Genomic DNA, 11,392 nt, shown 5'->3' on the forward strand with positions numbered 1-11,392 from the left:
GGCAAGCAGCAATCAGGCAGGCTGCTGGGTCCTTAACTTCTCGCTACGCCCGCGCAACCACTCCAGGGTCAGCAACAGCACCACCGAGAAGGCGATCAGCAAGGTCGCCGCCGCCGCAATGGTCGGGCTGAGGTTCTCGCGAATGCCGCTGAACATCTGCCGCGGCAAGGTCGCTTGCTCCGGGCCGGCCAGAAACAGCGTCACTACCACTTCATCGAACGAAGTGGCAAAGGCAAACAGCGCCCCGGAAATCACCCCCGGCGCAATCAAAGGCAAAGTCACCCGACGGAACGCCAGCAACGGCGAGGCGCCCAGGCTGGCAGCCGCCCGCACCAGGTTGTAGTTGAAGCCCTGCAAGGTCGCCGACACGGTAATGATGACGAACGGCACGCCCAGCACCGCATGCACCAGAATCAGCGAGATGAAGCTGTTGCCCATGCCCAGCGGGGCGAAGAACAGGTAACTGGCCACACCGATGATCACCACCGGCACCACCATCGGCGAAATCACCAGCGCCATCACCAGCGACTTGCCCGGGAAGTCGCCGCGGGTCAGGCCGATCGAGGCCAAGGTGCCGAACACCATGGCCAGCAGCGTCGCCGCCGGGGCGACGATGATGCTGTTCTTCAGCGCCCGCATCCATTCGGCCGAGGCGAAGAAGTCGTGGTACCACTGCAGCGAGAAGCCCTGCAGTGGATACACCAGGAAACTGCCACTGTTGAACGACAGCGGCACGATCACCAGCACCGGCAGCACCAAGAACAGCAGAATCAGGCCGCACAGAATGCGCAGGCTGTAGAACCACACCCGCTCCACGGGCGACATGTATGGGCTAAGCATCACAAGGCTCCTCAGCTCAGGCGCAGGCGGCTGGCGCCGACCAGCCAGCTATAGATCAGGTACAGCAGCACGGTCGCCAGCAGCAACAGCCCGCCCAGCGCGGTGGCCATGCCCCAGTTGATGCTGGTGTTGGTATAGAAGGCGACGAAGTAGCTGACCATCTGGTCGTTGGGGCTGCCGAGCAGCGCCGGGGTGATGTAGTAACCGATGGCCAGGATGAACACCAGCAGGCAACCGGCCCCCACACCTGCGTAGGTCTGCGGGAAGTACACCCGCCAGAAGCTGGCGAACGGGTGGCAACCGAGCGAAATCGCCGCGCGCATGTAGCTGGGCGAAATGCCCTTCATCACGCTGTACAACGGCAAAATCATGAACGGCAGCAGGATGTGCACCATCGAGATGTACACGCCGGTGCGGTTGAACACCAACTCCAGCGGCTGGTCGATGATGCCCATCGCCATCAGCGCACTGTTGATCAGCCCGCCCGACTGCAGCAGCACGATCCACGCCGCCACCCGCACCAGGATGGAAGTCCAGAACGGCAGCAGCACCAGGATCATCAAGAGGTTGCTCTGCCGGGTCGGCAGGTTGGCCAGCAAGTAGGCCAGCGGGTAGGCCAGCACCAGGCAGATGGCCGTGATCACCACACCCATCCACAGGGTGCGGGCAAAGATATCCAGGTAGATGGCCTGGTCGGGCGTGGCCTTGGCCAGCTCGCCGAGGTCGTCGATACGGTGGTCGAGCGCCGCCAGCAGGTAGAACGATGTCACCGAACTGGTATTGCGGCGGATCGCCTGCCAATAGGCCGGGTCGCCCCAACGCTCGTCGAGCGCCTGCAGGGCATCTTTATATGAGGCCGGCTCTTCCTTGAACGGCAGCGCCCGCGCGGTTTTCGCCAACAGGCTGCGGTAGCCGGCCAGTTCCATGTTCAGGCGCTTGGAGAGGTCGCCCAGGGTCTGGTTCTTGCGCGACTCGGCCAGGTCCTGGCCCAGGGCCTTGTACACCTCTTCACCCGGCAGGCTCTTGCCATCCCAGCGGGCGATGGTTTCGACCGTGCGCGGCAGGCCGCCGACCACTTCCGGGTTGCCGACGCTCTTGTACAACAGCGCCGCGATCGGCACCAGGAACACCAGCAGGAGAAACAGCGCCAGCGGCGCGATCAACGCCTGCGCCTTCCAGCGGTTGACCCGCTCGGCGTGCTTGAGGCGCTGCTTCAGGTTTGGACCTGCGCCTTCGTTCAGGGGCATTGCAATGGCCATGGCGAACTCCGCAAAACAGGCTGAATTTGGGGCTGCTGTGCAGCCTGTCGCCGGCAAGCCGGCTCCCACACTACCTCACCTGTGGGAGCCGGCTTGCCGCCGACGGGCCGCAACAGCGGCTCCTGTCGTTTACTTCGCCGCCCAGGCGTTGAAGCGTTGCTCCAGCTGTTCGCTGTTGTCGGCCCAGAAGGCCACGTCGATCTGCACCTGGTTGGCGATGTTCTCAGGCGTGGTCGGCATGTCCTTCTTCACCGCATCCGCCAGCAGCGGGACGGCCTTGGAGTTGGCCGGGCCGTAGGCGATGTTTTCGGAGTAGGTCTTCTGCTGCTCTGGCTGCACGCTGAAGGCGATGAACTTCTCCGCTTCTTCCTTATTCTTGGCGCCTTTCGGAATGGCCCAGGCGTCGAAGTCGTAGATACCGCCGTTCCATACCACCTTCAGGTTGCTTTCCTTCTGCACCGCAGCGATGCGGCCGTTGTAGGCCGAGCTCATGACCACGTCACCCGAGGCCAGGTACTGCGGCGGCTGGGCGCCGGCTTCCCACCACTGGATGCTGGGCTTGAGTTCGTCGAGTTTCTTGAAGGCGCGGTCCTGGCCTTCCTTGGTGCCCAGCACTTGATAAACGTCCTTCGGCGCCACGCCATCTGCCATCAGGGCGAATTCGAGGGTGTACTTGGCGCCTTTGCGCAGGCCGCGCTTGCCTGGGAATTTTTTCGTGTCCCAGAAATCGGCCCAGCTGGTAGGCGCGGTCTTGAGCTTGTCGGCGTTGTAGGCCAGTACCGTGGACCAGACGAAGAAGCCCACGCCGCATGGCTGGATGGCGCCCTTCACATAGTCACTTTCTTTGCCGAACAGGGCCGGGTCGAGCTCTTCGAACATGCCTTCGTCGCAACCACGGGCCAGCTCTGGCGACTCTACTTCAACCAGATTCCAGTCAACACTTTTGACATCGACCATGGCTTTGACCTTGGCCATTTCACCGTTGTACTCGCCCGCGACGATCTTGCCCTTGCCGGCCTTTTCCCAAGGCTCGTAGAACGCCTTGACCTGGGCTGCCTTGTTGGCGCCACCGAAAGAAACCACGGTCAGGTCCGCTGCCATGGCCTGGCCGGCGGCGAACAGACCAAGGGCCAGGGCGGTCAGTTTCAACTGCTTGCGCATTATTATTCTCTCCACAGTACAGGGTTGGTGAAGCAATCCATCAGTGGGCTTCGGCAATCGGATCGAGCGCGCGCGCGTGCTCCACCTCCCAGCCCAGCGGTACCACATCGCCCACGGCCAGCGCCGGGTCGAGCTCGGCAATCGGCTGCTTCACGAAGAAGTCGGCCTTGCCGCAGACCTCCAGGCGCACGCGCACGTGGTCGCCCAGGTAGATGAACTCGGCCACGCGGCCAGAGAAGCGGTTGACGCAGCTTTGGCTGTGGCCATTGAGGCGCACGCGCTCGGGGCGGATCGACAAGGTCACCGGCTCCCCGGCCTGGCCGACATTCACCGCCAGCGCCTCGACCCGCTCGCCGCGCGCCAGCTGCACCTGGCAGCGCTTGCCATCGCTGGCCAGCAGGGTGCCGTTGATGCGGTTGTTCTCGCCGATGAAGTTGGCGACGAAGGTGTTGCGTGGCTCTTCATAAAGCGTGCGCGGGTCGGCGATCTGCTGGATCTCGCCCTGGTGGAACACCGCCACGCGGTCGGACATGGTCAGCGCCTCGCCCTGGTCGTGGGTCACGTACACCACGGTCACGCCGAGGCGCTGGTGGATGTGCTTGATCTCCATCTGCATGTGTTCGCGCAGTTGCTTGTCGAGGGCGCCGAGCGGCTCGTCCATCAGCACCAGCTGCGGTTCGAACACCAGGGCGCGAGCCAGGGCCACGCGCTGCTGCTGGCCGCCGGACAATTGCCCGGGGTAGCGCTTGGCGAAGGCGTCGAGCTGGACCATGTTGAGCACCCGCTTGACCCGCTCGCTGATGTCGGTCTTGCTCAGGTTGCGCACGCTCAAGGGGAAGGCCAGGTTCTCGGCCACCGTCATGTGCGGGAACAGCGCGTAGTTCTGGAACACCATGCCGATGTCGCGCTTGTGCGGCGGCACGTTGTTGATCGAACGCCCCGCCAGCTGGATTTCACCGGCGGTGGGGGTCTCGAAACCGGCGAGCATCATCAGGCTAGTGGTCTTGCCCGAGCCGGAGGGCCCGAGCAAGGTGAGGAATTCACCTTTGCGAATGTCCAGGTTGAGGTCTTTGACGATCAGCGATTCGCCGTCGTAGCTCTTCTGCACACCACGGAAGCTGACCAGCGTTTCGCCAGTGGCCGCATTCGAATTCGCCTCGCTCATGCCTGCACCTTCTTGTTGGATGACTGCGTGGCAAAAGACTAGAGCAGGCGCAAGCGCCCGGAAATCGGGGCTGAAGAGAGAATGCCATCATCCGGGTGGAAGATTGCGTGTAGGGATTGCCCTACAACAATGACGGATTTGGAATGGACTTCGAATACACCACACCACCCTGTGGGAGCGGGCTTGCCCCGCGAAAGGGCCGGCCCAGGCACAAGCGGTGTATGGCCAGGGCTTCGCCCTGGTTCGCGGGGCAAGCCCGCTCCCACAGCATCTGCCCAGCGTCAGCGGCAAGGCATGTCGCAATCAGAACAGTCACACCAGCTTGTGCTCCATGGCGTATTTCACCAGCTCCGCCAGCGAGTTGACCTTGAGCTTCTGCATCAAGCGCGCCTTGTGGGTGCTGATGGTCTTGCTCGACAGCGCCAGTTGCTGGGCGATGTCGTTGACGTTGGCGCCCTGGGCCAGGCGCTCGAACACCGAGAACTCGCGCTCCGACAGCAGCGTGTGCAGCGGGCGGGTTTCGGTCAGGCCGACTTCGAACACCATGCGGTCGGCCAGCGCCGGGTCGATGTAGCGCCCGCCGCCCGCCACCCGGCGGATCGCCGTAAGCAGCAAGGCCGGGTCGCTGTCCTTGGTGGCATAGCCGGCGGCGCCGGCCTTGAGCGCACGGGCGGCCATCTGCGCCTCGTCGTGCATGGACAACATCAGGATCGCCGGGGGGTTGTCCAGCGCGCGAATCCGCGGGATGGCCTCGAGGCCGTTGACCCCGGGCATGGAGATGTCCAGCAACACCACCTCGCACGGGGTATGGCGCAAGGTCTCCAGCAACTGCTCGCCATTGCCGGCCTCCCCGGCCACTTGCATATCCTTGGCAAGGCCGATCAATTGCTTGATGCCTTCACGGACGATGGTGTGGTCTTCGGCCACCAGCACTCGAATCACGCTTGCTCTCCTCTATCCACGGGAATGGCCACGCTCAGGCTGGTGCCCTCGCCTGGTTCGCTGTCAAGCCGCATGCTGCCACCGAGCATCAGCACCCGCTCACGCACCCCCACCAGGCCGAACGATGCCGGCCTGGGCTGATCGTGGCAGAACCCGCGGCCATCGTCGCTGACGGTCATGCGCAAGTAACCGCCTTCGCGCACCAGCTCGATTTCCACGCTGTGCGCCTGGGCATGGCGCATGACGTTGGTCAGCGCCTCCTGCAGGATGCGGAACAGCCCGGTGGCCTTGGCATCGCTCAATGCCGGCAGGTGCTCCGGCACCTGTACCAGGCAAGGTATCTGCGTGCGGGTTTCGAAACGCCGGGCCTGCCATTCGATGGCCGAGGCGATGCCGGCGTCGAGAATCGGCGGGCGCAGTGCCGTGGCCACGTCGCGCACCAGCTGGAACAACTGGGCAATCAGGCGCTTCATGCTCGCCAGGCGCTCGTTCAGCGCCGGGTCCAGTTCGGCGAACGCCAGCTCGCACATCGACACTTCGAGCTTGAGCACCGTCAGCATCTGGCCGAGTTCATCGTGCACTTCGCGGGCGATGCGGGCTTTTTCTTCCTCGCGCACGCTCTCCAGGTGCGCCGACAGCTCGCGCAGCTGCTCCTGGGACTTGCCCAGCGCCAGCTCGGCGCGCTTGCCCTGGGTGATGTCCCAGACCACGCCGTCCCACACCACCCGGCCATTGGCCAGGTGCCGGGCACTGGCCTTGATGTCCGCCCAGCGCTGCTCGCCCTCGCGGGTCAGGATGCGCCCCTGCCATGACCAATCCTGGCCGCTGGCAATGGCCAGGTCCTGCACCTGGTGATAATCGGCGCGGTCCTGGGGGTGCACCAGGTTGCGCAGGCCCATCTGCGGGTGCTGGATCTGCGTTGGGCTGTAGCCGACCAGCGCCTCGCTGCCTTCGCTTATGTAGGGGAACTCCGGCTCACCTTCGGCAGGGGCCGGCTCCAGGCGAAACACCAGGCCCGGCACGTTGCCGGCAATGCCCTTGAGCCGCGCCTCGCTTTCACGCAGCGCCGCCAGGGCGCGGTGGCGTTCGGTCACGTCGGCGAGGTAGACCACCAGGTACTCGGCATCGCGAAAGCGCAGGAAGCTCAGCGACAACTCCACCGGCAAGGTACTGCCATCGGCGCGCAGGCAGTGCGTCTCGAACTGCTGCGCCCCGCCCTCCCCGGTGCGCGCGCCTTTCCACAACTGCAGCCAGCGGTCCATGCCAAGGTTGGGTTCGAAGTCGATCAACGGGCGTTCGAGCAGTTCGCTTTCGGCGTAGCCGAGCATGCGCTCCACCGCATGGTTGGCGTAACGCACATGGCTGTCCCAGCTGACCCAGAGGATGCCAACGGTGCTCTGGTCGATGGCGAACTGGCTCAGGCGCAGCGCTTCTTCACGCACCTGCCGCTCGGCCAGCGTTTCCCTGGCTGACAACAGGCTGCGCTCGAGTTGGCGCTGCTGGCGGCGCTGCCATACCAGGGTGGCCAGGGCGCACAACAGCAGCAGGCCGAACAGCAAGGCCAGGTTCTGCCAGAAGCCGGCCGACTCGCTCAGGCGCGGGTACCTGGGTTGCAGCCAGCGCTGGTGCAGCTGCTCCAGCTCCTTGGCCGGCATGGCCTGCAGGCCGCGTTCGAGCACATCGGCCAGCATCGGCCAGTCACGCCGCGAGCCTACCCGCAGCAACTGCGGCAGGCCGATGTCACCCACCACCACCAGCTCGCTGAACTCGCTTTCCCGCGACAGCCGGCTGAGCTGGGCCTCATCGAGCACCGCAAGGCTGGCCTGGCCGCCGATCACCCACTGCAAGGCCTCGCGCTCAGTGGGCACGCCCTGCAGGTTGAGGTTGGGGTAGTTGCCGCGCAAGTAGTCGGCCAGCACGCTGGGCATGCGCACCGCGACACGCTGGTCGGCATCGAGCTTTTCCAGCTCCACGGCCATTGCCCCGGTGCGTGGGCCCACCACCAGTTGCGGCACGCGCATGTACGGGTCGCTGAACAGCCATTTGCGCAGGCTGGCGGGGGTCTGGGTCAGGCCCGGGGCGAAGTCGATTTCGCCGGCCTGCAGGGCATGCTCGAGGCTGGCCTGGTCGCTGAAGTTGCGCCAGGTCAGGTCCAGATCGAGCGCCCGGGCCAACCCGTTCACCAGCTCCACGTTGGCCCCGTAGAGCTGCTGCAGGCGGCGGTCGAACTGGGCATAGGGCGCCTGCAGCACCAGGCCCACGCGCAGGCTGCGGTGGCTGTCCAGCCATTGCTGCTGGGCAGGCTCGAGCGCGACCGCTGGCGGGGCTTGCGGCCTTGCCAAGGCGATCAAGGGCAGCAACAAGCAGCCGATAACCCACAGGCGACGCAATCGCTTCATTCACACGCTCGTCTTGGCAAGGGCGGCCCTGCAGCATGGCCGTCACGGGCAAATACTATTAGGCTGCCGGTATTATTCTGGCCTTGGGTTGATCCATGTTGACACTTTATCGCACGACGCTGGCAATGTGCTGCCTCGCCTCGCTCCTGCCCCTCGGCGCCCTGGCCGCCGACGCCGAAAAACAACCCGCAGCCGCCGAGGCAAGCGCGGCGGCAGAGCCGCGACCGCCCCTGCTGGAACGTAGCCAGGAAGATGCGCAGGCCCTGGAGCGCCTGGTGCCCAAGGCCGAGCAAGAGACCTTGCAGGCCGGCAACGAAAGCTTCCTGGCGTTGTGGAAACCCGCCAACGACAGCGACCCGCAAGGCGCGGTGATTATCGTCCCGGGTGCCGGCGAGAACGCCGACTGGCCGAACGCGGTTGGCCCGCTGCGGCGCAAGTTCCCCGATATCGGCTGGCACAGCCTGAGCCTGAGCCTGCCCGACCTGCTTGCCGACAGCCCGCAGGCGCGGGTGGAAAGCAAGCCGGCCGCCGAGCCGCAAAAAGACAAGGGCGAGACGGCGCCGGCCAAGGACACCCCGGCCGACGCCAACGCCAACATCGCCCAGGCCACGGCGGCCGATGGCGACGCCGCGCAGGGCACCGACGCCGAACAAGCCAGCGAGCAGAACGACCAGGCCGACGCCGAACGCATCTTCGCCCGCCTCGATGCCGCCGTCGCCTATGCCCAGCAGCACAACTCACGCAGCATCGTGCTGATCGGCCATGGCAGTGGTGCGTACTGGGCTGCGCGCTACCTGAGCGAGAAACAGCCCGCGCAGGTGCAGAAACTGGTGATGATTGCGGCGCAGACCCCGGCGCGGGTCGAGCATGACCTGGAAAGCCTGGCGCCGACCCTCAAAGTGCCGGCCGCCGACCTCTACTACGCCACCCGCAGCAGCGACCGCAAGGCCGCCGAGCTGCGCCTGCAGGCCAGCAAGCGGCAGAAGGACAGCCAGTACAAGCAGCTGTCGCTGATTGCCATGCCGGGCAACCTGGGCGCCGAGCAGGAGCAGCTGTTCCGCCGCGTGCGTGGGTGGATGGTGCCGCAGGAATAGACCGCGCGGCGCCTATCGCCGGCAAGCCGCCTCCCACACTGATCCTGGCGGCTGTTGGATCCTTGTGGGAGCCGGCTTGCCGGCGATAGGGCCCTCACAGCCCCCGCCGCTTGCGGATCAACGCGTAGGCCTGATGCAACTCCCGGGTCCGCTCGGTGGCCTCGCGCACTTGCGCTTCGCTGGCCCCGGTCCCGGCCAGCTTGTCCGGGTGGTGCCGGCTGACCAGGCGGCGATAGGCCTGCTTGACCCGGTCGCCATCGGTATCCGCCTCGACCGCCAGCAGCCGCAGCGCCGCGGCATAGGTCATGACGCCAGAGGCCACCGGGGCCTTGCGCGGCTCATACTCCAGCGACATGGCCTGTACCTGGCGCCGGCTCAGCCCCAGTTTCTGCCCCCACTCCAGCAGCAGCTCGCGCTCATGCTGGCCGGCCTTGCCATCGGCCCAGGCCATGCGCCAGCACGCGCGCAAGGTGCCTTCGGCGGCATGCGGCTGCAGGCGGATACGCCGCAAGTGCGCGCCCAGCCGGTCCTTGCCGGCCTTGCCGCGGTTGAATGCGGCAATCGCACGCAAGCGCTGCGCCTCGGCCATGTCCAGGCGCACCATTTCCTGGCGGGCCTGCTGGATATGCTGCTCGGCGACCCGCCCATCGCTCTTGGCCAGGCGCCCGAGCAGCACGAACAACAACTCCTCGTCACGCAGGGCCGAGCGCCCGCCCAGGCGCTCGCGCATGTCTGCCCAGCCCTGCACGCGCAGGCGCCGGTCCATGGCCTGGCCCAGCAACGCGCCGAGCAATGCACCGGGAATGCTGGCAACGGCAAAACCCGCACCCAGCCCGATCACCGTGCCTGGCCACCACATCTCAGGCGCGCTCGCCGATCAGGCGCTCGGCCTCGGCCAGGCGCTCCAGGGTGCCGACATCGACCCAGTGGCCGCGGTAATGCTCGCCGCTCACCTGGCCCGCCTGCATCGCCTGGCGCAACAGCGGCGCCAGCTTGAACGCACCTGGCCGGCAGCCTTCGAACAAGCCCGGATGCAGCACCGACAGGCCGCTGAAGGTCAGGGTGCCGGGCGCATCGTCGCCGTCCACCACCCGCTCGCCCAGCAGGCGGAAATCGCCGCGCCCGTGATGGCCCGGGTTATCCACCAGCACCAGATGCGCCAGGCCCTGCAACGGCGCCTTCAGGCGGGTGAAGTCGTAATCGGTCCAGACATCGCCATTGACCAGCAGGAACGGCGCCTCGCCCAGCAGCGGCAGCGCCTTGAAGATCCCGCCCCCGGTTTCCAGGGGTTCGCCCTCTGGCGAATAGCGGATGCTCAGGCCGAAACGGCTGCCATCGCCCAGGTGGTCTTCGATCTGCTGGCCAAGCCAGGCATGGTTGATCACAACCTCAGTCACCCCGGCCGCCGCCAGGGCGCGCAGGTGGTACTCGATCAACGGCTGGCCGGCGACCGGCACCAGCGGTTTGGGGGTATGCAGCGTGAGCGGGCGCATGCGCTCGCCCTTGCCTGCCGCCAGGATCATCGCTTTCATGCACGCGCTCCGGCCTTGAGTTCGGCGATCAGCTGGCCCAGCTCCGCAAGCTCGGGGCGGCGGCTGATCACTTCATCTATATAGGCGAAGAAACGCGGCACGTCGGCCAGGTAGCGCGGCTTGCCATCGCGGTGGCAGATGCGGGCGAAGATGCCGATCACTTTCAGGTGGCGCTGCACGCCCATCAGGTCGCTGGCGCGCTGGAAATCCTCGAACTCAGGCTGCACCGGGATTCCGGCGGCCAGCGCCTGGCCCCAGTAGTTGCGCAGCCAGCCTTCGACGCGGGCCTGGGGCCAGCTGAGGAAGGCGTCCTTGAACAGGCAGGTGATGTCGTAGGTGACAGGGCCGTAGACCGCGTCCTGGAAGTCCAGCACGCCGGGGTTGGGGCTGCTCTGCATCAGGTTGCGCGGCATGTAGTCGCGGTGAACCAGCACCTTGGGCTGGGCCAGGGCGCTGTCGATCAGCAGCTGGCTGACGCGTTGCCAGGTGGCTTTCTGCGCGTCGTCGAGGGCCTTGCCAAGCTCGCGGCCAACGTACCACTCAGGGAACAGCTCGACCTCGCGGCGCAGCAGGGCGTCATCGTAGCTGGGCAGCGCAGCGTCCATCGGCAGGCGCTGGAACGCCAGCAGCGCGGCGATGGCGTCGGCGAACAAGGCGTCGGCGTTATCGGCATCGATGATGTCAAGGTATGTCTGGTGGCCCAGGTCGCCCAGCAGCAGGAAGCCGCGCTCCAGGTCTTGCGCATGGATTTGTGGCACATGCACGCCAGCGCTCGCCAGCAGGTGGTCGATGGCGACGAATGGTCGGCAATTTTCCTGGGGCGGTGGTGCATCCATGATCACGAAGCTGCGCCCTGCGCCCTGCCAGCGGAAGTAGCGGCGGAAGCTCGCATCGCTGCTGGCGGCGGTCAGGCTGCCCTCGGGCACCTCGCCCCAGGCGTTGTCGCGGAAAAGCTGATCGAGCTGTTCATCGAGCCATACAGTCAGTTGTTGCAGGCGTA

10 protein-coding genes are annotated in these 11,392 nt (G+C 65.9%); 1 reads left to right on the forward strand and 9 read right to left on the reverse strand.

The window, feature by feature from the left end:
- Positions 1-12 precede the first annotated feature (12 nt).
- The 6 genes from B3E94_RS08435 to B3E94_RS08460 all read right to left on the reverse strand — a co-directional run bounded on the left by B3E94_RS08435 (position 13) and on the right by B3E94_RS08460 (position 7,766).
- Positions 13-840 carry an ABC transporter permease gene (locus B3E94_RS08435; RefSeq protein WP_286913071.1) on the reverse strand — a complete coding sequence of 276 codons (828 nt, stop codon included), beginning with the start codon at positions 838-840 and terminating at the stop codon, positions 13-15.
- Positions 841-851: 11 nt separating this feature from the next.
- Complete coding sequence (locus B3E94_RS08440; RefSeq protein ID WP_176516023.1) at positions 852-2,099, reverse strand: ABC transporter permease; 1,248 nt, start codon at positions 2,097-2,099, stop codon at positions 852-854.
- 129 nt (positions 2,100-2,228) lie between these two features.
- The gene (locus B3E94_RS08445; protein ID WP_286913072.1) at positions 2,229-3,260 is read right to left on the reverse strand and encodes an ABC transporter substrate-binding protein; all 1,032 of its coding nucleotides are present in this window, start codon (positions 3,258-3,260) and stop codon (positions 2,229-2,231) included.
- A 40-nt stretch (positions 3,261-3,300) separates the two neighbouring features.
- Entirely contained in the window at positions 3,301-4,425 is a 1,125-nt protein-coding gene (locus tag B3E94_RS08450; RefSeq protein ID WP_176516026.1) for an ABC transporter ATP-binding protein, read from the reverse strand.
- A 312-nt stretch (positions 4,426-4,737) separates the two neighbouring features.
- Positions 4,738-5,367 (reverse strand): response regulator, encoded by a 630-nt coding sequence (locus B3E94_RS08455; RefSeq protein WP_236238113.1) that lies wholly within the window; start codon positions 5,365-5,367, stop codon positions 4,738-4,740.
- The gene (locus tag B3E94_RS08460; protein ID WP_286913073.1) at positions 5,364-7,766 is read right to left on the reverse strand and encodes a PAS domain-containing sensor histidine kinase; all 2,403 of its coding nucleotides are present in this window, start codon (positions 7,764-7,766) and stop codon (positions 5,364-5,366) included. Before B3E94_RS08460 ends, B3E94_RS08455 begins: the two co-directional genes overlap by 4 nt.
- Before the next feature lie 95 nt (positions 7,767-7,861).
- On the opposite strand from B3E94_RS08460, the gene B3E94_RS08465 reads away from it, so the two are divergent.
- Positions 7,862-8,860 (forward strand): alpha/beta hydrolase family protein, encoded by a 999-nt coding sequence (locus tag B3E94_RS08465; protein WP_176516032.1) that lies wholly within the window; start codon positions 7,862-7,864, stop codon positions 8,858-8,860.
- A 94-nt stretch (positions 8,861-8,954) separates the two neighbouring features.
- Here the strand turns inward: B3E94_RS08465 and B3E94_RS08470 are convergent, their stop codons facing one another.
- The 3 genes from B3E94_RS08470 to B3E94_RS08480 all read right to left on the reverse strand — a co-directional run.
- Positions 8,955-9,719 (reverse strand): TerB family tellurite resistance protein, encoded by a 765-nt coding sequence (locus tag B3E94_RS08470; RefSeq protein ID WP_176516034.1) that lies wholly within the window; start codon positions 9,717-9,719, stop codon positions 8,955-8,957.
- 1 nt (position 9,720) lies between these two features.
- Complete coding sequence (gene murU, locus B3E94_RS08475) at positions 9,721-10,392, reverse strand: N-acetylmuramate alpha-1-phosphate uridylyltransferase MurU (RefSeq protein WP_286913075.1); 672 nt, start codon at positions 10,390-10,392, stop codon at positions 9,721-9,723.
- A partial coding sequence (locus tag B3E94_RS08480; protein ID WP_286913076.1) for an aminoglycoside phosphotransferase family protein occupies positions 10,389-11,392 on the reverse strand: 1,004 nt, incomplete at its 5' end. The genes B3E94_RS08480 and murU, both read right to left, overlap by 4 nt.

Origin of the sequence: Pseudomonas sp. UBA6315, assembly GCF_002438125.1 — a bacterium.
Taxonomy (GTDB): Bacteria; Pseudomonadota; Gammaproteobacteria; order Pseudomonadales; family Pseudomonadaceae; genus Aquipseudomonas; species Aquipseudomonas faucium.

Coding starts and splice junctions, on each gene's coding strand:
- B3E94_RS08445 (WP_286913072.1), bottom strand. CDS start 3,260: ATGCGCAAGCAGTTGAAACTGACCGCCCTGGCCCTTGGTCTGTTCGCC.
- B3E94_RS08460 (WP_286913073.1), bottom strand. CDS start 7,766: ATGAAGCGATTGCGTCGCCTGTGGGTTATCGGCTGCTTGTTGCTGCCC.
- B3E94_RS08470 (WP_176516034.1), bottom strand. CDS start 9,719: ATGTGGTGGCCAGGCACGGTGATCGGGCTGGGTGCGGGTTTTGCCGTT.
- B3E94_RS08435 (WP_286913071.1), bottom strand. CDS start 840: ATGCTTAGCCCATACATGTCGCCCGTGGAGCGGGTGTGGTTCTACAGC.
- murU (WP_286913075.1), bottom strand. CDS start 10,392: ATGAAAGCGATGATCCTGGCGGCAGGCAAGGGCGAGCGCATGCGCCCG.
- B3E94_RS08450 (WP_176516026.1), bottom strand. CDS start 4,425: ATGAGCGAGGCGAATTCGAATGCGGCCACTGGCGAAACGCTGGTCAGC.
- B3E94_RS08440 (WP_176516023.1), bottom strand. CDS start 2,099: ATGGCCATTGCAATGCCCCTGAACGAAGGCGCAGGTCCAAACCTGAAG.
- B3E94_RS08465 (WP_176516032.1), top strand. CDS start 7,862: ATGTTGACACTTTATCGCACGACGCTGGCAATGTGCTGCCTCGCCTCG.